Source organism: Sporosarcina sp. P2 (assembly GCF_002743255.1).
GTDB lineage: Bacteria > Bacillota > Bacilli > Bacillales_A > Planococcaceae > Sporosarcina.
On record NZ_PDYY01000007.1, the window covers coordinates 34980 to 58418 of the forward strand.

A 23439-nucleotide genomic window follows, 5' to 3' on the forward strand; every position below is an offset into this window, starting at 1 on the left:
TAGGCAAATATCGAGCGAGCGTTCAGTCAGCATATAAATAGGGGGAATGGGAAGATGAGAACAGTTATTTTACAAGGTGCTAGAACACCATTTGGAAAATTAAGCGGTGCATTGCAATCACAAACAGCAAGCGATCTAGGCGGCATCGCCATCAAAGAAGCATTAGTACGTGCTGGTGTACAAGGTGATCAAGTGGATGAAGTAATCATGGGGACCGTTTTACAAGCAGGGCAAGGCCAGATACCTTCACGTCAAGCAGCAGTCAAAGGCGGCATTCCATACGGTGTCAAAACGGAAACAATCAACAAAGTATGTGCTTCCGGAATGCGTAGTATCACACTTGCCGACCAGCTAATCCGTCTCGGTGATGAGACAACGATCGTCGCTGGCGGTATGGAGTCGATGACCAATGCACCGTATTACGCGAATGTCCGTTCAGGTTTGAAAATGGGCGATAGCACATTAGTGGACGGCATGGTATACGACGGACTAACTTGTGCATTCGCGCCGGGCAATGTTCATATGGGTAGGTATGGAAATAGTACAGCAAATGACTTTTCAGTTAGCCGTGAAACACAGGATAAATGGTCATTACGTAGTCATGAACGTGCACTTGAAGCGATGGACAAAGGAGTATTCGCAGAGGAGATCGTTGGAGTTAGCATTCCTCAACGTAAAGGTGATCCAGTCGTTGTGACAGAAGATGAAGGCCCACGTAGAGGCAGTTCACTTGAAGCGTTGGCAAAACTACGCCCAGCTTTCGGTAAAGACGGTAGTGTCACAGCTGGAAACGCACCAGGCATTAACGACGGTGCATGCGCTGTCGTGTTAATGAATGAAGACGAAGCGGAAAAGCAAGGCAAAGAACCGCTTGCTGTTATTCTAGGTCACGCGGAAGTAGCAATCGAACCGGAGCGTTTCCCTGAAACACCAGGTCACGTCATTAAGGCATTACTCGAGAAAACAGGGAAAACAGCAGACGACATTGATTTATACGAAATCAATGAAGCGTTCGCAGTCGTTGCGCTTGCAAGCTCACAAATTGCTGGACTGGACGAAGAAAAAGTGAACGTCAATGGTGGCGCAGTCGCATTAGGTCACCCAATCGGTGCAAGCGGAGCGCGTGTTGTACTTACATTGGCGAATGAACTAAAACGTCGCGGTGGTGGAATCGGTATCGCAGCAATCTGTTCAGGTGGCGGTCAAGGAGATGCCATCATGATCGAAGTTCCAAAAACTAACTGACCGGGGGCATTATAGATGACAATTAAAAAAGTATTTGTAATCGGCGCAGGACAAATGGGCGGAGGAATTGCTCAAGTCTGTGCACAGGCAGGCTATCAAGTCACTCTTCACGATCTTAATGAAGAAGCATACGATCGAGGTTTTAAAGTCATCACGAAAAACTTAACACGCAACGTGGAAAAAGGACGTATGACGGAGGTAGAGAAAGAAGCAGTCCTCGGTCGTTTCACACAATCACTAGATATGAAAAATGCGAGAGATGCCGATATCGTCATCGAAGCCGCGGTTGAAAATATGGCAATCAAAATGAAAATTTTCGCAGAACTAGATGAAATCACACCAGAACATACCATCTTGGCAACGAACACATCTTCGTTACCCATCACGGAAATCGGTGCAGCTACAAAACGTCCAGGAAAAGTAATTGGCATGCATTTCATGAATCCGGTACCGGTCATGCAACTTGTCGAAGTCATTCGCGGACTCGCGACAGATGACGATGTCTACGAAGCGGTCGAAGATATGACCAAAAAGCTCAACAAAACACCGGTTGAAGTGAACGATGCACCAGGATTTGTTGCGAACCGTGTATTGATGCCGATGATCAACGAAGCCATCTTCACATTATACGAAGGTGTCGCGACGAAAGAAGCGATTGACGACGTCATGAAAATGGGGATGAATCATCCGATGGGGCCTCTGCAACTAGCAGATTTCATTGGGCTGGATACATGCCTGTACATTATGGAAACATTGTATGAAGGATTTGGCGACTCAAAATACCGTCCATGCCCGTTGCTACGTAAATACGTCAAAGCAGGTTGGCACGGTAAAAAAACAGGACGCGGTTTCTATTCATACGAATAAATGAATTAAGTTGAAAGCAAGAGGTGAAAAGGATGGACTTTACATTAACAGAAGAACAACTAATGATGCGCCAAATGGTTCGTGATTTCGCAAAAAACGAGATCGAACCTTGGATTCCACGAATGGAAGATGGGGAATTTCCACGTGAACTACTAGAAAAAATGGGTGAGCTCGGATTGATGGGAATTACAGCACCTGAACTGTATGGGGGTTCAGAGATGGACTTCTTGTCATATATCATCGCAATTCACGAACTATCAAAAGTCAGCGCCGTCATGGGAGTTGTGTTGTCTGTCCATACTTCTGTTGGAATGAATCCGATCCTCTACTTTGGTACTGAAGAACAAAAGAATCGCTACTTACCGAAAATGGCATCCGGTGAATATCTCGGTGCATTTTGCCTGACCGAAGCATCGTCTGGATCAGATGCAGGTTCATTGAAAACGAGAGCGAAGCGAGTCGACGACCAGTACATCATTAATGGCTCCAAAATGTTCACTACAAATGGTGGGGAAGCGGACGTCTACATCGTCTTTGCTAACACCGCTCCTGAAAAAGGAACGTATGGTATCACTGCATTTATCGTCGACCGGGACACACCGGGATTATCTATAGGCAAAGATGAAAAGAAAATGGGCCTACACGGCTCGCGAACCGTCGCGCTCAGCTTCGACAATATGAAAGTACCCATGGAAAATAGACTAGGTGAAGAAGGGGGCGGCTTCAAAATAGCCATGGCCAACCTCGACGTCGGTCGAATCGGTATCGCCGCTCAAGCGTTAGGCATAGCAGAAGCCTCACTAGAAGCAGCCGTTGCCTATGCAAAAGAACGCGAACAATTTGGTAAACCAATCGCAGCCAATCAAGGCATAGGATTCAAACTAGCTGACATGGCCACCGCAACAGAAGCGGCCCGACTACTAGTCTACCGCGCGGCTTGGTTACGTTCTGAAAACAAACCATGCGGCAAAGAAGCCTCCATGGCCAAACTATTCGCATCTCAAGCAGCCGTAGATAACTCTATAGAAGCCGTCCAAGTATTCGGCGGCTACGGCTACACGAAGGATTATCCAGTAGAACGTTACTTCCGCGACGCGAAAGTATGTCAAATCTATGAAGGTACAAGCGAAATTCAAAGAGTAGTCATCGCCAAACATCTGACAAACTAAAGGTAGAAGCGCTTAGGGGAGCGCATTGCGCGGTTCTGCTGCACTTTGGCGCGATCAGACAGTAGATTGGCGCGGTTATTCCAATGAATAGCGCGATACTCGTAGACCATCGCGCGGTTTAGGTACAGAATGACGCGGTTAGCAACACCTTTGGCGCGGTCAGCGCAAGCTGAGGCGCGTGATCCATAAACAACCGCAAACCAATTTCAAGCTTTCCTTCTTCAAAACTAAAATTTCATTAACCAAACAAAAGGGTGGGAGAACAATGGACTTTAAATTATCAGAAGAACATGAAATGATTAGAAAGATGGTACGCGACTTTGCACAAAAAGAAGTAGCGCCAACTGCAGCACAACGAGACGAAGACGAAACATTCGATATGGACATCTTCCACAAGATGGCCGAACTTGGACTCACAGGCATTCCATGGCCAGAAGAATACGGCGGCATCGGTAGCGACTACCTAGCTTACGTCATTGCTGTAGAAGAACTATCCCGTGTTTGCGCATCTACAGGTGTTGTCTTGTCTGCACACACATCTCTAGCAGGATGGCCGCTATTCAAATACGGTAACGAAGAACAGAAACAAAAATACTTACGCCCACTTGCGGAAGGTACGAAGATGGGTGCATACTGTCTAACAGAAGCAGGTTCAGGATCAGACGCGGGCGGCATGAAAACTACAGCGAAGCTTGACGGTGACGACTACGTGCTAAATGGCTCGAAAATCTTCATTACAAATGGTGGGATTGCTGACACCTATATCGTCTTCGCTGTAACCGATCCGGAATCCAAACATAAAGGCACAAGCGCATTCATTGTAGAAAGCACATTCGAAGGATTCTCTGTAGGTAAGAAAGAGAAGAAAATGGGAATTCGTTCTTCACCCACAACAGAAGTCGTACTAGATAACTGCCGCGTGCCGAAAGAAAATCTTCTTGGAGAAGAAGGTGACGGCTTCATTATCGCAATGAAAACGCTCGATGGCGGACGTAACGGAATTGCTGCTCAAGCAGTGGGGATTGCACAAGGCGCACTTGACGCTGCTGTCGATTACTCAAAAGAACGTACACAATTTGGCAAGCCCATCGTTGCCAATCAAGGCATCAGCTTTAAACTGGCGGATATGGCAACGGCGACAGAAGCATCTCGTCTGTTGACATATCAAGCAGCGTGGCTCGAATCTAACGACCTGCCGTACGGGAAAGCGTCTGCTATGGCGAAACTGATGGCTGGTGACACAGCGATGAAAGTCACAACAGAAGCCGTTCAAGTATTCGGTGGCTATGGTTATACAAAAGATTATCCGGTGGAGCGCTATATGCGTGACGCGAAAATTACGCAAATTTATGAAGGTACACAAGAAATTCAACGTCTCGTCATATCTCGTATGTTGACGAAATAACAGGAGGTCTATGCAATGCCAAAACATGAAGTGAAATCCACCGTCAAAGATGAAGAACTTATTCAGAAGCGACGTGCACAGATTAGCCGCGGCGCTGTGAAATTATTTATCGACAAAGGATTTCACCGAACGACTACACGTGAAATCGCCAAAGAAGCGGGCTTCAGTATTGGCACATTATACGAGTATATTCGGACAAAAGAAGATGTCCTGTATCTCGTCTGTGACAATATTTATGATGAAGTCAAAGTTCGTTTGTCTGAACTCGATAACAATGACAACACGGTAGAAGGGCTACGTGTGGCGATTGCACGGTATTACGAAGTCATCGATCAAATGTCTGATGAGTTCCTCGTCATGTACCAAGAGTCGAAATCGTTACCGAGCGAAGCGCTTCGTTATGTACTCACTAAAGAACTAGAAATGGTCGAGCAATTTGAGACGATCATTCGTAAGTGCATGGAAGCTGGGAATCTACGCATCGGACCGGATGAAGTATCACTGATCGCGCACCACATCCTCGTATCCGGCCAAATGTGGTCATTTAGAAGATGGGCGTTGCGCAAACCATATACGTTAGAACACTATACGAAAGTACAAACTGATCAAATTATCAAAGGTTTGGAGAAATAAATAACTTGGGGACTCCGCCATGAAAGTTTCGTGGCGGTGGTCAGCATGTACGGAAGGTGGAAGGCAAATGGTAACTGGGGAAATCTATAAACCGAAACACCATATTCGTTTCGTCACGGCATCTAGTTTATTCGACGGGCATGACGCATCGATCAATATCATGCGCAGAATATTACAAGCAACCGGTGCGGAAGTTATTCATCTCGGACATAATCGATCTGTTGAAGAAGTTGTAAACGCTGCCATTCAAGAAGATGTGCAAGGAATCGCGATGTCCTCCTACCAAGGTGGTCATGTGGAGTATTTCAAATACATGCATGACTTGCTGAAGGAAAGAGGCGCTTCCCATATTAAAATATTCGGCGGTGGTGGAGGAGTCATCATCCCAAAAGAAATCAAAGAATTGCATGAATACGGCATCGAATGGATCTTTTCACCGGAAGACGGTAGAAAACTAGGTCTACAAGGCATGATCAATAAAATCATGGAACTATCGGATTTCTCCACGACTCCCGAAAGCGAAGAGGCCAACCTCGAACAACTGACAGCGGAAACACCAGGTATCTTAGCGAATTTAATCACGTACGTAGAAGAAAACCATTTGAACAAAGACGAAGCGACGAAGCAATTACTCGATCGTGCACGCGCCATGTCCAAACAAACGCCAGTGCTAGGGATCACAGGTACAGGTGGAGCAGGTAAAAGTTCATTGACGGATGAATTAATACGTCGTTTTTTGCGTGAGTTCCCTGACAAAAGAGTAGCAATCCTTTCCGTAGATCCAACGAAGCAAAAAACGGGCGGAGCGTTACTTGGCGACCGGATTCGTATGAATGCGATCTTTAATAACCGTGTCTACATGCGCAGTTTGGCAACGCGCGGATCACGTTCAGAGCTAACAACGGCTATCCATGATGTGCTTGATGTCACAAAAGCAGCTGGCTATGACTTGATTATTGTAGAGACGAGCGGAATTGGGCAAGGGGATGCACGTATTACGGATGTCTCCGACGTTTCGATGTACGTGATGACGAGTGAATTTGGTGCGCCGACACAGCTTGAGAAAATTGATATGATCGACTTTGCTGACTTAATTGTGATCAATAAATTTGAACGAAAAGGTTCGGAAGATGCATTGATCCAAGTACGCAAACAATATCAACGTAGCCATTTGCTATTTGATCATGATCTTGAAACGATGCCTGTGTATGGTACGATTGCAAGCCAATTTAACGATAAAGGAACAAACACACTTTTTGCAGCGCTTGTTGAAAAACTTAACAACGCAACGGATTCTGATTGGACGACAAGTTACACAGACTTCGTGACGAATCAAAAGCAAACCGTGATTATTCCGCCTGATCGCAGCCATTACTTGCGTGAAATCGCGTCGACGATTCGTAATTACCACGCGAAATCCAAACAGCAAGCAGAACTGGCACGTCGCGTGTTCCAACTAGAAGGTGCGATCGAAGCAGTAAAAGAGGCGGACTCTAATGAAGCATTACTAGAATCATTGAATAGCTTGAAAGAAGGCGTCGAAGAGCAATTAACAGGTGAATCGAAGCGGGCTTTGAAAAACTGGGGGCCTTTGAAAGAGTCTTACGAGCAGGATGAATATGTGGTGAAAATACGCGATAAAGAAATCCGTACGACGCTCAATACTGTCAGTCTATCTGGTTTGAAGATTCCGAAAGTAGTGCTGCCGCCATACAAAGATTATGGTGAAATCCTACGCTTTGTATACAGCGAGAACGTTCCGGGTTCATTCCCGTACACTGGAGGCGTCTTTCCATTCAAACGCGAAGGCGAGGATCCGCGCCGTCAATTCGCTGGGGAAGGGACACCTGAACGTACGAATCGTCGTTTCCACTATGTATCAAAAGATGACGACGCAAAACGTTTATCCACAGCGTTTGACTCTGTAACATTATACGGTGAAGATCCCGATGAGCGTCCTGACATCTACGGAAAAGTTGGCGAATCAGGCGTGAGTATTTGTACACTTGAAGATATGAAGAAGCTCTATGACGGCTTTGATCTCTGCTCGCCTACGACGTCAGTGTCTATGACAATCAATGGACCGGCACCGATTATCCTAGCGATGTTCATGAATGCAGCAGTCGATCAGCAAGTACGTAAAAAAGAACAAGAACTTGGACGGACACTTACTGTCGAAGAGTTCACTGAAGTGCGTGAAATGACATTCCAAACGGTTCGTGGAACAGTACAAGCCGATATTTTGAAAGAAGACCAAGGACAAAATACCTGTATCTTCTCTACAGAATTTGCATTACGTCTGATGGGTGATATCCAACAGTACTTCATTGATAAAAAAGTTCGTAATTACTATTCCGTATCGATTTCTGGCTATCATATCGCAGAAGCGGGATCGAATCCCATTTCACAACTTGCGTTCACACTCGCAAACGGCTTCACGTATGTGGAATATTACTTGAGCCGCGGTATGCATATCGACGACTTTGCACCGAACCTGTCGTTCTTCTTCTCCAATGGTCTTGATCCAGAGTATACGGTAATTGGTCGCGTGGCACGTCGAATTTGGGCGATTACGATGCGTGACAAATACGGAGCGAATGAACGCAGCCAAAAGTTGAAATACCATATCCAAACATCTGGCCGTAGTTTGCATGCTCAAGAAATTGATTTCAACGACATTCGCACGACATTGCAGGCATTGATGGCGTTGCAAGATAACTGTAACTCCCTTCACACAAATGCATACGACGAAGCCATTACGACACCGACAGAAGAATCTGTTCGTCGTGCGATGGCGATCCAGATGATCATCATGAAAGAACACGGCTTATCAAAAAACGAAAATCCGCTTCAAGGGGCTTACATTATAGAAGAAATGACAAGTCTCGTAGAAGAAGCGGTACTACAAGAATTCGATCGACTGAACGACCGTGGCGGTGTACTAGGCTCTATGGAGACGCAGTACCAGCGTGGCAAGATCCAAGAAGAATCGATGTATTATGAAATGAAAAAGCACTCAGGGGAGCTACCGATCATCGGCGTCAATACCTACTTGAATCCGAATCCGCCATCTGAGGAAGATATCGATAATATGGAGTTGGCACGTGCGACACAACAAGAAAAAGAGTCCCAAATTACCAACTTGCGCGCATTCCAAGCCAAGCATGCTGACGAAGCAGGGCAAGCGCTTGCTGATCTTCAGGAAGTAGCGATTACGGGAGGTAATGTATTCGCTGAGTTGATGAAGACTGTGCGAGTAGCGAGTCTCGGACAAATTACGAATGCACTGTACGAAGTAGGCGGGCAGTACCGCCGTAATATGTAACACATCTCAAGAGGGGATGTCACAGAAGCCATCACTTCTGGCGGCATCCTCTTTTTGCGAAGGGCTAGTGCGTGGGATTGCAACTCCAGCTGGGGACGCATTCCAGAGGGCCCGCGGTGAACCAACTGTTCGCTGCAATCCTTACTTAGAGAGTGGTAGGACGTAGAATATTCACAGGCTATGGAGTGTTAATTATTGTTGTCTTAGGACATATTTTAGGTCAAGTGCTGAATAGATTATGAGACTGGTTTTGGTGGGTGACAATATGTATTACTCACTGCTGTTAGTCTGTCAATTCGTAATGTCTCTGACGATAGTTAAGTTTAAGGCCAGAGTGAGTATGAAAGATAGGTACTAAGCCAATACAAGCGCAGCTTCAGTGAGTAACAATAAGTGGCATCCACTCTCATTGCAAGGGATTGGCGCGTAGGAGGGGCGACTCCTGGAGGATCAGTTCGACAGGTGAGACAACCAAGGGAGCTTGCGACTGGTTGGCTCACTGCGGACCCTCAGGAAAGCGTCCCCTCTGAAGCGCCAATCCCCTACCGAACACTAATGCCAGCCACTCTATTTCAAGTATCCTATAAACCCCACCCTTGCATAAAATCTATTCCCCATCAAAGTGGATAATTTAGTATGTTAGTCAGTATAATAAGAACAACAAAGAAAAGGGACGTGCTGAATGTGAGATGGTACTATCATGCAATCATAATAGCTCTCTTAACTACACTCACACTCATCCTCTACAGCAGCGGACTCGGCGTAATCCCTTTCACCTTTACGGCGGTCTACCTGGGGTATTTGGCCATTACGGAGTATATAAATATAAAGAGAAGTAAAAGAATGTAGCATATTGGTAGAAATAACGTATATAATGTACACTATGCTTATATGCTACAAGATAATAAACATCGATCGGCCAAATCAGTAACTGACTTGGTCGGTTCTGCGTGTGATTGATAGAAGAAAGGACGTGCCATACATTGAATATCCATGACATGACAAAAGAAGAACTTTTGGAAGAATCGTTAATCAACATCACTCATCAGGTGCTGACCGAACGACGTGAATCTCTTACGTTGGCGGAATTGATGGAAGAGTTCCGTAAACTTACAGGTATTACCGAGAACGAATTAAAAGCGAAACTCCTTCAATTCTATACAGACCTGAACATCGATGGCAGATTTCTAGCGATCCAGGACAACCGTTGGGGCTTACGCGAATGGTATCCAGTTGATCAGATCGAAGAAGAAACTGCACCTGTCGTGAAAGTGCGCAAGAAGAAAAAGAAGAAAAAAGATTATGACGAAGATGACATCGAAGACGAAGATGATGACGAAGAAGAAATTTTCGATGAAGAATACGTTGAACTTGGCGAAGAAGATGACGCTGACGACGAAGAAGAGGAAGAAGAAGAGGAAGTAGTCGAAATCGATGAAGATTTAATCGATCCTGATGATGACCTGGAAGTTATTCCTGAAGTAGAACTCGATATCGATGAAGACGATGAAGAGGAAGAGGATGAAGAAGAGTACGAGGAAGAGTAATAATTGGCTTGACTTTTAGTGCCCAAAAATATAAGATTTGGATGGGCTCCTGAAAAGGACACATTAATTCGTGTATACGCGCTCCTTATTGTAGTTACGCTACAAACGGGGCGCTTTTTTGATTTTATATCGACCCTAATAATTTGGAAAAAGAATAAATGGAGGCACTACACATGACAAAATATATTTTCATTACAGGCGGCGTCGTCTCTTCTTTAGGTAAAGGTATCAACGCGGCATCACTCGGACGTTTACTTAAGAACCGCGGTTTGAAAGTTACGAACCAAAAATTTGATCCATATATTAATATCGACCCACGCATGATGAGTCCGTATCAGCACGGGGAAGTTTTCGTAACGGAAGACGGAGCGGAAACGGATCTGGACATCGGTCACTACGAGCGTTTTATTGACATAGAATGTAACCGTTACTCCAACGTAACAATGGGAAAAGTGTATGATCTTGTGTTACGCAAAGAACGCGCTGGTGAATACAATGGGGCAACAGTTCAGGTAATCCCGCATATTACTAACGAAATTAAAGAATTGATCAAACGTGCAGGTCAAACATTGAACGCGGATGTCGTAATTACAGAAATTGGTGGAAGTGTAGGAGATATCGAATCATTGCCATATCTCGAAGCCATTCGTCAGTTGAAAACGGATCTGGCGAAAGATGACGTAATGTACATCCACAACACACTCATTCCATATTTGCATGCAGCTGGTGAAATGAAAACGAAGCCGACACAGCACAGTGTAAAGGAATTGCGTAGTCTAGGAATTCAGCCGAACATGATCGTTGTGCGAAGCGAGTATCCTGTACCACAAGAAATGAAGGACAAAATTGCCTTATTCTGTAACATCAAGCCAGAAGAAGTGATTGAAGCACTTGATGCAGAAACTCTATATGAAGTACCTCTTCGTTTGCATGAACAAAACATGGATCAGCTAGTCGTCGATTACTTAGGTCTTGAAACACCCCAGCCTGAACTTTCTGAAGTGAATGACCTAGTGAAGTTGGTTAAGTCACTAAAAGAAAAAGTAACAATCGGTTTAGTTGGGAAGTATGTAGAATTACAAGATGCATACATTTCAGCGGTTGAAGCTATGCGTCACGCTGGATACGCGTTCGATGCAGATATCGATATTAAGTGGATCAACTCGGCAGATGTGACTTCTGAAAATGTAGCAGAACTTCTTTGTGACGTGGACGGTATTCTGGTACCGGGTGGCTTCGGAGATCGTGCAATTGACGGTAAAATTGAAGCGATCACGTATGCACGTGAACAGAAGATTCCATTCTTTGGTATCAGTTTAGGTTTGCAGTTAGCAGCTACTGAAATTGCACGTAACGTCATCGGTCTGAAAACAGCTCATTCACTTGAGTTCGACACAGAGACGGAGCACCAGATTACGACATTCCATCCGGATTGCCGTACAGCACGCGAAGCAGATAGTACATTGCGCTTAGGTGCTTATCCATGTAAAGTAGCTGAAAACACGAAGGCTTCTGCTGCATATGGCGAGGAGTTAGTGTACGAGCGTCATCGCCACCGTTATGAAATGAACTTGGCATATCGTGCGCAGTTGGAAGAGGTAGGGTTCATCGTTTCTGGAATTAGCCCGGACGGTCGCTTGATCGAAATTATGGAGATGCAAGATCATCCATACTTCGTTGCTTGCCAGTTCCATCCGGAATTCGCTTCCCGCCCAAATCGTCCATCTCCACTGATCCGCGACTTTATCCGCGCGGCGCTTGAGCATAAAAACTAAAAAACAATGCCCACAGAAGACTTTTCTTCTGTGGGCATTTTTGACTTAATATATGACTGGAGATAAGAAAGTGGAGTGAGTGCATGGGATTTCCGCTCCAGATGGGGGACGCGTTCTGGAGGGCGCGGCCCAAGCCTCCTCGTTCGCTACGCTCCCTGCGGGGTCTTGAACTCGCGCTGATCCTCCCAGAGTCGCCCCCATCTTCCGCTACAATCCTACTTTTGTAGTGGATGGATGTAGACGACTTACTGGAAGTAGTATGCAAATATTCTTTAGCCCTAAACTTAGTTCAGTTCAAGTTCAAATAAAAGTCCAACAGAAAAAGTAATTACAATCGGAACTTCAATGGACCTTGATAAGTATCACCCACTCACATTGCAAGGGATTGGAGCGAGAGCCGTTGCGAAGTACGGCTTTTGCGAGCATAAGCAAAGCGTTGGGAGCACATATTTGCACTAGCGACTTGTGGTTCACCGCCCACCCTCCAGAACGCGTCCGCCTAGAGCACAAATCCCTACCCGACACTACTTCCAGCCTATCCAGAGTTATAGCTCCTCTACTTCATCCGCCAACATATCATCGATCGACAGCTTTACTGCCTCATACACAAACAACGCAGCAAGCGCGTGAGGTTGTACGATTCTTTCGCCCGTAGGACCTGGAATCAGTCCTTTTTTCAAACCTGTCGAAATATACGTATAGGCAAGAGAAGCGAGTTCATTGTCATCATCTTCTTTATCTGCAGCCAACACAGCGAACGGAACGAATTGATCTGCTAGCTTCTGTGCCAACTCAAGAGCGACGGGGTGATCTGCCTTTCGCACAAGCAACCATACGCGATCCGCTGTCGTCAGCTCTAGCTCTTTTGTGTAACGAATAGCCCCATCTAACGGTTCGACACCGTCTAGTGCAGTCGCAGTAACAGCTTCTAATTCATCAAAAGCTGCCAAGATGATTCGTCCTTCGCCTACTAACGCTTGCGCCAATAAACGTGCAGTTTCTTCCATCGACTCTTCTTGTCCTTCTGCAATTCTCTCCAGAAGACCTCTAATTTGTGTCGTCAATATTTTCATATAAATCCCTCCAAAAGCTCAGTATAGGTGACAAAAGAGAGAAGTGCAAAAATAGTATACGAAAAATAGAGGAGTTATTTGAATTTTCTTGAATAATATGACATAGGCGAATAAAATAGAAATATAGGCGTATGGATATTTTTCTATAAATGCAATACTTTTACATACGGATCATAAGAGTCGCACAAAACTGTCGACGTATAATCAAACGTGTAAAATTAGGGGATAGGAGTTGTATGGATGAAGCATTTATTAATTGTAGATGACCAACCAGGGATTCGATTATTACTGGAGGAAATCTTCAAACCAACAGGAATAATGACAGCGCTTGCATCAAATGGAAAAGAAGCGTTAGAAATAGTTCAGAAACATAATCCAGACTGTATTTTACTTGATATGAAGATGCCAGGTATGAATGGCGTCGAAGTACTACGGGAAATCCGAACCCTCTCGCCTGACGCAATTGTCATGATGATGACGGCGTACAGTGAAATAGAATTACTTGAAGACGCCGATAAACTTGGTATTGATCAGCACTTTACCAAGCCGTTTGATATATTCGAAGTGCGTGATAGTATCTTAAAAAGGTTGGGGGTACTAGACGTCTGATAGTAGTAATCAGCGCATGAATTTGATATGCTAGTGGATAGAAATTAATATAATGAAAACTCATAAAAATTCGTGGAAAACTCAAGGAGGAATTTTACATGCCACTGGTCTCGATGAAGGAAATGATGATTCAAGGTAAAGAGAAAGGCTATGCAATCGGTCAATTTAACCTGAATAACCTGGAATATACGCAAGCGATCTTACAAGCTGCTGAAGAAGAGAAATCGCCTGTTATTTTAGGTGTTTCAGAAGGCGCTGCTCGTTATATGGGCGGATTCAAAACAGTCGTTATGATGGTCAAAGGATTAATGGAAGACTACGGTACAACTGTGCCGGTAGCAATTCATTTGGATCACGGTTCTAGCTTTGAGAAGTGTAAAGAAGCGATCGAAGCAGGATTTACGTCTGTTATGATTGATGCATCTTCTAAGCCACTTGAAGAAAACATTGAAATCACGAAGAAAGTGGTAGATTTCGCAAAGCAACATAATGTATCGGTAGAAGCTGAACTTGGCGTAGTAGGCGGTCAGGAAGATGACGTGATTGCAGACGGCGTTATTTATGCAGATCCAGCTGAATGTAGAGAGCTTGTAGCTCAGACGGGTATCGACTGTCTAGCACCTGCACTTGGTTCTGTACATGGACCGTATAAAGGCGAACCGAATCTTGGATTTGAAGAAATGGAAGAAATCTCTAAACAAGGAGATATTCCACTCGTGTTGCACGGCGGTACTGGAATTCCAACGAAGGATATTCAACGTGCTATTTCACTTGGCACATCCAAAATCAACGTCAACACAGAAAATCAAATTCAAGGCACAAAAGCTGTACGCGACATCTTAAGCGAAGATTCCGAAGTCTATGATCCACGTAAGTACCTTGGACCAATGCGCGAAGCGATTAAAGCAACAGTAATCGGCAAAATGCGCGAGTTCGGCAGTTCAAAGCAAGCGTAATTACAGAGTTTCGATAGAACAAAGGAGGAGCGCACTATGTCTCCTTCTTTTGCTTTTTAGCTAAATGAATAAACCACAACTAGGAGGACAACACACGTGAAATTTTTTATTGATACAGCCAATTTTGAGGAAATTAAAGAAGCGCATAGCTGGGGGATCATCTCTGGTGTCACAACCAACCCATCGCTTGTTGCGAAAGAAAATATTTCATTCCATGAGCGCTTGAAAGAAATTACGGCACTCGTACCCGGTTCTGTCAGTGCGGAAGTAATCGCTCTGGATGCAGAAGGTATGATTGAAGAAGGGCGTAAACTTGCAGCACTTGCGGAAAACATCACGGTAAAATTACCGATGACACCTGAAGGGTTGAAGGCTTGTTCTGTATTTGCGGCAGAAGGTATCAAAACGAACGTCACGCTCATTTTCAGTGCCAATCAAGCCTTGCTTGCAGCTCGCGCAGGCGCGACATACGTTTCACCATTTATCGGACGTTTAGATGACATTGGCCAAAATGGTGTCGAATTAATTGAAACTATCTCGGATATCTTTACAATTCACGACGTAGATACACAAATCATCGCAGCTTCTATCAGACATCCACAGCATATTACAGCTGCCGCACTTGCAGGAGCGCATATTGCAACGACTCCATTCAACGTACTGCAAAGTCTGTTTGCACACCCATTGACAACTAAAGGAATCGACCAGTTTTTGAAGGACTGGGAAACCAGAGCGAATAAGTGATAGAACAAAAGGAGCTTGAAATGGACGTTTATAAAATCAAAGGGGGAAAACGACTGCAAGGAACGATCAGAGTGAGCGGAGCGAAGAACAGCGCAGTGGCACTTATTCCCGCTGCTATTCTAGCTGACTCACCTGTTACAATTGCAGGTCTTCCCGAAATTTCAGATGTCTATACATTGCAGGCGCTCGTCGAAGAAATCGGCGGCAAAGTGGAAATGAAAGATGGCACGATGATCATCGATCCAACTGAAATCATTTCTATGCCATTGCCTAACGGTAACGTAAAAAAACTTCGTGCATCCTACTATATGATGGGAGCGATGCTTGGCAAGTTTAAGCACGCAGTCATCGGGTTACCTGGAGGTTGTCACTTGGGTCCACGCCCGATAGATCAACATATAAAGGGCTTTGAAGCACTTGGCGCAAAAGTCAAAAATGAACATGGCGCTATTTATTTGCGTGCAGATGAACTTCATGGCGCGAAAATTTATTTAGACGTCGTCAGCGTGGGGGCTACGATTAATATCATGCTGGCCGCAGTTAAAGCAAAAGGCAAAACGATTATTGAAAACGCAGCGAAAGAACCTGAAATTATTGATGTCGCGACTTTGCTTTCCAATATGGGCGCGAATATTAAAGGTGCAGGAACGAACGTTATTCGTATCGAAGGCGTAGAAACATTGCATGGTACGAAACACACAATCATTCCAGACCGCATTGAAACAGGCACACATATGATCATGGCGGCTGCAATTGGTGATGGTGTCACAATCGATAACGTCATTCCGTTGCACGTTGAAGCTGTAACAGCAAAACTTCGTGAAATGGGCGTGAAAGTAGAAGTCGGTGAAGAACAGATCTACATTCCGAAAACCGAAAAACTTCACGCTGTCGATGTGAAAACTCTCGTGTATCCAGGATTCCCAACAGACTTGCAGCAACCATTTGGTGTTTTGTCGACACAGGCAGAAGGTTCATCCATCCTGACAGACACAATCTATCCAGCGCGCTTTAAGCAAATCGATGAGCTTCGTCGAATGAATGCGGACGGTAGAGTAGAGGGTCGATCAGCCATCATAACAGGACCAACGGAATTGCAAGCTGCAACGGTTGAAGCTACAGATTTACGAGCGGGAGCTGCGCTATTGATTGCAGGATTATTAGCAAGCGGAGAAACAGAGATTCATGCAATTGAACATATTGAACGTGGCTATGGCGATATTATTGAGAAGCTGCAACATCTCGGCGCCGATATCAATAAAGTGAACGTGCTCACTCCATCTTCAATTTCTGAGTGACGCTAATTGCCAAAACGTGTATAATGGACTCAAACGACACATCCATTACTAAGAAAGTAGCCGATGGATGCGGACGTAGGCAAATGAAAGGTAATACGCAATACGCGCCTTACCGCAAACAGGAGGAACAAAACATTATGGAACGTAGTTTATCAATGGAACTAGTACGTGTAACAGAGGCAGCAGCCGTTGCGGCAGCTCGCTGGATGGGACGCGGTTTGAAGAACGAAGCAGATGACGCAGCGACAGAAGCAATGCGTACAGTATTCGATACAATTCCTATGGAAGGTGTAGTCGTTATCGGTGAAGGTGAAATGGACGAAGCACCTATGCTATATATCGGTGAAGAGCTTGGAACAGGCCACGGACCTGCTGTAGATATCGCTGTTGATCCAGTTGAAGGTACAAATATTGTAGCAGCAGGTGGATGGAATGCGCTAGCTGTTCTGGCAGTTGCAGATAAAGGCAACTTGCTAAATGCACCGGATATGTACATGGACAAAATTGCAGTAGGACCTGAAGCGGTAGGTAAAATTGATATCGATGCAAGCGTTACAGATAACTTGAAGGCTGTAGCAAAAGCGAAAAATAAATCAGTATCTGACCTAGTGGCATCTGTTTTGAATCGTGAACGTCACGCAGCAATCATTGAAGAGATTCGTGAAGCGGGTGCGCGTATTAAATTGATCGAAGATGGCGACGTTGCAGCCGCTATTAACACAGCTTTCGATGATACAGGCGTGGATATTTTATTCGGTAGAGGCGGTGCTCCTGAAGGGGTAATCGCAGCGGTTGGATTGAAATGTCTAGGCGGAGAAATCCAAGGACGTCTCGTTCCTTCTAATGATGAAGAGAGAGAACGTTGCATGAAAATGGGCATCGACGTGGACAAAGTTCTGATGATGGACGATTTGGTAAAAGGCGACGACTGCATTTTCGCAGCAACTGGCGTAACAGATGGCGAATTGATGGATGGCGTGCAGTTTAAAGGTGCATACTGCCGAACTCAGTCGATCGTTATGCGCTCGAAATCAGGAACTATTCGTTTCGTAGAAGGTCGCCACAGCATGAAGAAAAAACCTCTTCTCGTAATGCAAAACTAACTCCCTCAATACCCGGTGTCACAACCGGGTTCCTATTTCCTAAAACTATCTAGATCCATAATGTCCGGCTACTGAAGGAAAGGAAGTACATTACGTACTCTCCTTTCTATTTACTGTGCCAAATATTCTATACAATAAATGAAGAGTGGTGTACGCATAGATGACAATGATTACCCTCGCGGACCTCGAGAATATGACGCTCAAAGAGCTTTACTCTCTGGCAAAGCAGTTTAAGATTACCAACTATAGCAAACTGACAAAGAAAGAATTGGTCTTCGCTATATTAAAATCTCGCGCTGAACAAGAAGGTTTCTTCTTCATGGAAGGCGTCCTCGAAATTATTCAAACGGAAGGATACGGATTCCTACGTCCTATTAATTACTCATCCAGTTCGGAAGATATCTACATCTCCGCATCTCAAATCCGTCGTTTTGATCTACGTAACGGTGACAAAGTAACAGGTAAAGTCCGTCCACCAAAAGAAAACGAACGTTTCTATGGTTTACTACAAGTGGAAGCAGTCAACGGGCAAAATCCGGAAGTCGCACGTGAACGCGTTCATTTCCCGGCATTAACACCCTTGTATCCAGACCGTCAAATTAATTTGGAAACATCAAAGAACAATGTTTCCACACGTATCATGGACCTTGTCTCTCCAGTCGGATTTGGTCAGCGTGGCTTAATCGTCGCCCCCCCAAAAGCCGGAAAAACGATGTTGTTGAAAGAAATCGCCAACTCAATCACAACAAACCATCCCGATGCGGAACTCATTGTACTACTGATCGACGAACGACCAGAAGAAGTAACGGACATCGAACGGTCAGTTAAAGCAGACGTAGTCAGTTCCACATTCGATGAAGTGCCACAAAACCATGTTAAAGTAGCGGAACTCGTTCTCGAACGCGCAATGCGTCTTGTCGAAAGTAAACGTGACGTCATTATCTTAATGGACTCTATCACACGGCTGGCACGTGCATTCAACCTAGTCATCCCACCGAGCGGCCGAACACTGTCCGGAGGAATAGACCCAGCGGCCTTCCATCGACCAAAAAGGTTCTTTGGTGCTGCACGTAACATCGAAGAAGGTGGAAGCTTAACCATCCTTGCCACAGCCCTAGTCGAAACCGGCTCGCGCATGGACGAAGTCATCTACGAGGAATTTAAAGGAACTGGCAACATGGAGCTACACCTAGACCGCAACCTGGCCGAACGCAGAATTTTCCCGGCACTCGACATCCGTCGCTCGGGCACACGAAAAGAAGAACTACTCATTCCGAAAGACAACTTGGAAAAACTGTGGGCCATCAGAAAGACATTTTCAGATTCCCACGACTTTACCGAACGCTTCATGAAAAAATTGAGCCAATCTGAAACCAATGAAGAATTTTTCAATAAGCTTAACGAAGAAATGAAAGCGAAAAAAGGCAAAGGACTTATCTGATTTACTAAAATTTAGGGTTTGGATTTTCTTGTTTTGTTCTTAATTAAATGTAAATGAGTGATATGCGTACTTACTAAGTAAAGATTGCAGCGAAAGCTGGGAGACGACTCCAGGAGGATCAGCCCAAGCGTTGAGACAACCAAAAGGGAGCCTCACGACCTGGTTGGCTCAACGAGTGGCCCTCCGGAAAGCGTCCCCCAGTTGTAGCGGAAATCCGACTCATTACCAAGTCCGTCAATCCCATTAAATATCCAAATCAAACAGTTGCACAACGTATCGGATTTTGCTATACTAATCAAGTACAGTATTTCTGTACACCGCATATACGGCTGACAAACACGGGTCGTGTACGGCATCGATCGTTTTATTGACAACTGGTTAATAAAACATCCATAATTTCACACTCTGTTCCAGATGGTTCAGGGCGAAAGGAGAGATATCGATGAAAGCAGGAATTCATCCCAATTACAAACTTTCAACAGTAACTTGCTCATGTGGCAATACATTTGAAACAGGTTCTGTAAAAGAAGATATTCGAGTGGAAGTATGCTCAGAATGTCACCCATTCTATACTGGCCGTCAGAAGTTTGCTACTGCAGATGGACGAGTTGACCGTTTCAACAAAAAATACGGCATCAAGTCAGAAGGACAAGAGTAATAAAAGCCAGATACCCGTCAGGTGCAATCATGCCAGACGGGTATTTTTATTAATTTATTGCGTAGTTCCACGTTACCCGCTTTATCTGCGTGTTTACCCGCTCATAGTCGCGCGTAATGCGCTCTATCTGCGTGTTTACCCGCTCATAGTCGCGCGTAATGCGCTCTATCCGCGTGTGTATCCGCTCATAGCCACGCGTAATGCGCTCTATCCGCGTGTTTATCCGCTCATAGCCACGCGTTATGCGCTCTATCTGCGTGTCCAACCGCTCATAGCCGCACGTTAACCGCTCTATCGCATCACCACGTATACATAAGCACAACATCGAAAGGGGATTGACCATGTACGTTTCAATGCAAGGCGGCTGGATGGAAGTCATCTGCGGCAGTATGTTTTCAGGTAAATCGGAGGAACTCATTCGCCGCATTCGCCGGGCAGAATTTGCCAAACAAAAGATTGCGGTATTCAAACCAGCAATTGATGATCGGTATAGCGAGGAAGCAATTGTCAGCCACGACGGTGCATCCACTATCGCCAATCCTATTTCCAAGGCGAGTGAAATACCGAACCTCGTGTCAGATGATTTCGATGTGGTCGCCATTGATGAAGCTCAATTTTTCGACCAAGATATTATTGAGGTCGCGATCACACTCGCTGATCGCGGATTTCGCGTGATCATTGCAGGACTCGATCAAGACTTCAGAGGCGAACCGTTCGGACCGATGCCAGAATTAATGGCAGTGGCCGAACTGGTGACAAAACTCCAAGCGGTCTGTACCGTTTGTGGATCGCCTTCGAGCCGAACGCAACGATTAATAGATGGACAACCCGCATGCCAAGATGATCCAATCATTCTTGTCGGTGCATCCGAAGCATACGAACCACGTTGCCGCAAGCACCACGAAGTGCCCGTTAGTCGTGCGCAACATGTAAAATAAACATATTTCCGTCTATCCTTAAGCAACAAAGGATAGACGGTTCTGCTATATACTAGTATATACCCCATAATTTCAGAAGAGGTGAACCAACTATGTTCGATAGACTGCAGGCAGTGGAAGACCGTTATGATCGACTCAATGAATTACTTAGTGACCCGGAAATCGTAAATGATCTGGATAAATTACGAAACTATTCGAAAGAACAATCTGATTTACAAGACACGGTCGAAGTATACCGTGAATACAAAAATGTTTACACTCAATATAACGATGCAAAAGAAATGCAAGATGAGCCACTTGATGACGAAATGAAAGAATTAGTCAAAATGGAAATGGATGAACTCGAAGACCGTATCGAGTCTCTTGAAGAACAATTAAAAGTATTGCTGATTCCAAAAGATCCAAATGACAATAAAAGTGTCATCATGGAAATCCGTGGCGCTGCAGGTGGGGACGAGGCGGCATTGTTTGCTAGTAGTTTATATCGTATGTATACACGCTACGCGGAAATGAATCATTGGAAAGTGGAGGTCATCGATTCTTCGCCAACTGAACTTGGCGGTTTTAAAGAAATTATCTTCATGATTGATGGCAAAGGGGCCTATTCCAAGTTGAAGTACGAAAATGGAGCGCACCGCGTGCAACGTGTACCGGAAACGGAATCGGGGGGGCGTACACATACGTCGACTGCTACTGTTGCGTGCTTGCCTGAAGCGGAAGAAGTAGAAATTGAAATTCATGATAAAGATATCCGTACCGATACATTCGCTTCATCGGGGCCGGGTGGACAATCCGTCAACACGACCATGTCTGCAGTGCGCCTTACGCATTTGCCGACGGGTACGACAGTATCGATTCAAGACGAAAAATCTCAAATTAAAAATAAAGAAAAAGCGATGAAAGTCTTGCGTGCGCGTGTCTACGATAAGTTTATGCAAGAAGTGCAAGCCGAATACGATGAAAAACGGAAAACTGCCGTTGGATCAGGGGATCGTTCAGAGCGTATTCGCACATACAACTTCCCGCAAAATCGTGTGACTGACCATCGAATCGGGTTGACCATCCAAAAACTCGATCAGATTATAGAAGGGAAATTGGATGAAGTAATCGATGCGTTGATTATAGAAGAACAAGCACATCGCTTGGAAAGTTTGGATCGCAATGACTAAGACCGTTCTTGAGTCTGTGCAACAAGCACAGCAATTATTGCAGGAACGCGAAATGGACACGCATGCAGCTGAAATGGCGATGCGTTTTGTTGCAGGAATGAGTCAGGCTAATTATTTAGCCAGTTTTCGTGAACATATTTCGGACGAAACGTCTTCACAATTCTGGGCAATCATCACGGAATTATTGACCGGTAAACCCATTCAATATATTCTCGGTGAAGAGTCATTTTACGGCTATTTATTTGAGGTCAATGAACACGTCCTGATTCCACGTCCTGAAACGGAAGAACTCGTCCATTATGCATTGCAACGAGCGAACCAATTATTTGGAGATCGAGTCATTCAAGTGGCGGATATTGGAACGGGAAGTGGGGCGATTGCTGTCGCCTTCAAAAAAGAACGACCGACTGCAAAAGTAACTGCCACTGATTTCAGTGAAATGGCGCTTGAAGTCGCAAAACGCAATGCTGGGCGTAATGAAGCAGATATAACCTTTATGCAAGGGGATATGGAAGAACCGTTGAAATCGCAAAAATGGGATATCATCCTATCCAATCCGCCGTACATCGCGGAACATGAAAAATCCGTTATGTCACCAACTGTTTACGATTTCGAACCGCAAACTGCGCTGTTCGCTGAAGAAGAAGGTCTCTATTTTTATCGTAGACTAGCGGAAAACTTATCGCCGCTGATGAATCATCCTGCGCTTATCGGTTTTGAAATCGGCTATCAGCAAGGAGCTATTGTACAAGAATACTTACAAAAATCCTTTCCGGAAGCGACAGTGGAAATCGTTCAAGATATCAATAAAAAAGATCGAATGATATTTTGTGAGATTCGATGAATAAAATCTCCTCCTGCGGGTCAAGATAGAGTGCAGGAGGGGATGACATGTTACAAGATTATCCGATTAACCAACAACCGAATCAAACTTCGAAACTATTGGCGTTTATAGAATTTGTACTTATATTACTTACTATTCAAGCGGTGTTGCTTGTATTTGGTCAGCAGGCAGCTACAAGTGAAGCGACGCAATTTCGTATTCTTGCAAACTCTAATACTGTGGCAGATCAACAAGTGAAACGAGATGTGCAAGAAAAAATTGCGCCATTACTTGAACAGGCGATCAATCAATCGACAAACGTGCAGCAAATAAATGATAAACTTCAAATGTTAGAGCCAACGCTTCTTGCAATCGCGAAAGCAGAAGTGAATGGCGCGCATGTAACGCTTGAGCACAGTACCGCAGTGATTCCACCGAAACGGGTAGGGTATTTCATTCAGCCGCAAGACGTTTACGATGCCTATGTTGTAAAAATCGGAGCAGGTCGAGGCGATAATTGGTGGTGTTCATTGTTTCCGAATGTTTGCTTCCCAGAAGAAGCGACAGTGACTGAAACAGAAGAACAAGAACCTGTTACATTCTTCGTTTGGGAGTGGATAAAGTCGCTGTTCAAATGAACATATTCACATTTATTGTGGAT

General features: G+C 44.8%; 20 protein-coding genes. 19 read left to right on the forward strand and 1 reads right to left on the reverse strand.

Annotation, left to right across the window (positions count from 1 at the left end; translation table 11 throughout):
* Nucleotides 1-54 precede the first annotated feature (54 nt).
* The 8 genes from CSV67_RS08790 to CSV67_RS08825 all read left to right on the forward strand — a co-directional run bounded on the left by CSV67_RS08790 (nt 55) and on the right by CSV67_RS08825 (nt 11966).
* On the forward strand, nt 55-1245 hold the full coding sequence (locus CSV67_RS08790; RefSeq protein WP_099631229.1) for an acetyl-CoA C-acetyltransferase: 1191 nt from the start codon (nt 55-57) through the stop codon (nt 1243-1245).
* Nucleotides 1246-1260: 15 nt separating this feature from the next.
* The gene (locus tag CSV67_RS08795) at nt 1261-2112 is read left to right on the forward strand and encodes a 3-hydroxybutyryl-CoA dehydrogenase (RefSeq protein WP_099631230.1); all 852 of its coding nucleotides are present in this window, start codon (nt 1261-1263) and stop codon (nt 2110-2112) included.
* Nucleotides 2113-2144: 32 nt separating this feature from the next.
* Nucleotides 2145-3281, forward strand: a complete 1137-nt coding sequence (locus CSV67_RS08800) for an acyl-CoA dehydrogenase (protein ID WP_099631231.1) — start codon at nt 2145-2147, stop codon at nt 3279-3281.
* Between the two features lie 265 nt (nt 3282-3546).
* Entirely contained in the window at nt 3547-4686 is a 1140-nt protein-coding gene (locus tag CSV67_RS08805; RefSeq protein ID WP_099631232.1) for an acyl-CoA dehydrogenase, read from the forward strand.
* A gap of 15 nt (nt 4687-4701) precedes the next feature.
* The gene (locus CSV67_RS08810; RefSeq protein WP_099631233.1) at nt 4702-5319 is read left to right on the forward strand and encodes a TetR/AcrR family transcriptional regulator; all 618 of its coding nucleotides are present in this window, start codon (nt 4702-4704) and stop codon (nt 5317-5319) included.
* 67 nt (nt 5320-5386) lie between these two features.
* Complete coding sequence (icmF, locus tag CSV67_RS08815; protein ID WP_099631234.1) at nt 5387-8644, forward strand: fused isobutyryl-CoA mutase/GTPase IcmF; 3258 nt, start codon at nt 5387-5389, stop codon at nt 8642-8644.
* 998 nt (nt 8645-9642) lie between these two features.
* Nucleotides 9643-10191 (forward strand): DNA-directed RNA polymerase subunit delta, encoded by a 549-nt coding sequence (gene rpoE / locus CSV67_RS08820; RefSeq protein ID WP_099631353.1) that lies wholly within the window; start codon nt 9643-9645, stop codon nt 10189-10191.
* Nucleotides 10192-10364: 173 nt separating this feature from the next.
* Complete coding sequence (locus CSV67_RS08825; RefSeq protein ID WP_099631235.1) at nt 10365-11966, forward strand: CTP synthase; 1602 nt, start codon at nt 10365-10367, stop codon at nt 11964-11966.
* A 545-nt stretch (nt 11967-12511) separates the two neighbouring features.
* Here the strand turns inward: CSV67_RS08825 and CSV67_RS08830 are convergent.
* Entirely contained in the window at nt 12512-13039 is a 528-nt protein-coding gene (locus tag CSV67_RS08830; protein WP_099631236.1) for a DUF2529 family protein, read from the reverse strand.
* A gap of 240 nt (nt 13040-13279) precedes the next feature.
* Here CSV67_RS08830 and CSV67_RS08835 point away from each other — a divergent pair, with 240 nt between their 5' ends.
* The 11 genes from CSV67_RS08835 to CSV67_RS08885 all read left to right on the forward strand — a co-directional run bounded on the left by CSV67_RS08835 (nt 13280) and on the right by CSV67_RS08885 (nt 23416).
* On the forward strand, nt 13280-13648 hold the full coding sequence (locus CSV67_RS08835; RefSeq protein WP_099631237.1) for a response regulator: 369 nt from the start codon (nt 13280-13282) through the stop codon (nt 13646-13648).
* 98 nt (nt 13649-13746) lie between these two features.
* A complete protein-coding gene (locus CSV67_RS08840; protein WP_099631238.1) occupies nt 13747-14604 on the forward strand; it encodes a class II fructose-bisphosphate aldolase in 858 nt (285 codons plus the stop codon).
* Nucleotides 14605-14700: 96 nt separating this feature from the next.
* Nucleotides 14701-15348, forward strand: a complete 648-nt coding sequence (gene fsa, locus CSV67_RS08845) for a fructose-6-phosphate aldolase (protein WP_099631239.1) — start codon at nt 14701-14703, stop codon at nt 15346-15348.
* Nucleotides 15349-15368: 20 nt separating this feature from the next.
* On the forward strand, nt 15369-16646 hold the full coding sequence (locus CSV67_RS08850) for a UDP-N-acetylglucosamine 1-carboxyvinyltransferase (protein ID WP_099631240.1): 1278 nt from the start codon (nt 15369-15371) through the stop codon (nt 16644-16646).
* Nucleotides 16647-16783: 137 nt separating this feature from the next.
* Nucleotides 16784-17749, forward strand: coding sequence for a class II fructose-bisphosphatase (gene glpX / locus CSV67_RS08855; RefSeq protein WP_099631241.1), 966 nt, complete (start codon nt 16784-16786; stop codon nt 17747-17749).
* A 160-nt stretch (nt 17750-17909) separates the two neighbouring features.
* Nucleotides 17910-19190 (forward strand): transcription termination factor Rho, encoded by a 1281-nt coding sequence (gene rho / locus CSV67_RS08860; protein ID WP_099631242.1) that lies wholly within the window; start codon nt 17910-17912, stop codon nt 19188-19190.
* A 442-nt stretch (nt 19191-19632) separates the two neighbouring features.
* Complete coding sequence (rpmE, locus tag CSV67_RS08865) at nt 19633-19848, forward strand: 50S ribosomal protein L31 (protein ID WP_099631243.1); 216 nt, start codon at nt 19633-19635, stop codon at nt 19846-19848.
* Between the two features lie 341 nt (nt 19849-20189).
* Nucleotides 20190-20786 carry a thymidine kinase gene (locus CSV67_RS08870; RefSeq protein ID WP_099631244.1) on the forward strand — a complete coding sequence of 199 codons (597 nt, stop codon included), beginning with the start codon at nt 20190-20192 and terminating at the stop codon, nt 20784-20786.
* A 92-nt stretch (nt 20787-20878) separates the two neighbouring features.
* On the forward strand, nt 20879-21955 hold the full coding sequence (gene prfA, locus CSV67_RS08875) for a peptide chain release factor 1 (RefSeq protein WP_099631245.1): 1077 nt from the start codon (nt 20879-20881) through the stop codon (nt 21953-21955).
* Nucleotides 21948-22799: a peptide chain release factor N(5)-glutamine methyltransferase gene (gene prmC / locus CSV67_RS08880; protein ID WP_099631246.1), complete on the forward strand. Its 852-nt coding sequence runs from the start codon at nt 21948-21950 to the stop codon at nt 22797-22799. Before prfA ends, prmC begins: the two co-directional genes overlap by 8 nt.
* Before the next feature lie 47 nt (nt 22800-22846).
* Nucleotides 22847-23416 (forward strand): stage II sporulation protein R, encoded by a 570-nt coding sequence (locus tag CSV67_RS08885; RefSeq protein WP_099631247.1) that lies wholly within the window; start codon nt 22847-22849, stop codon nt 23414-23416.
* Nucleotides 23417-23439: the final 23 nt, after the last annotated feature.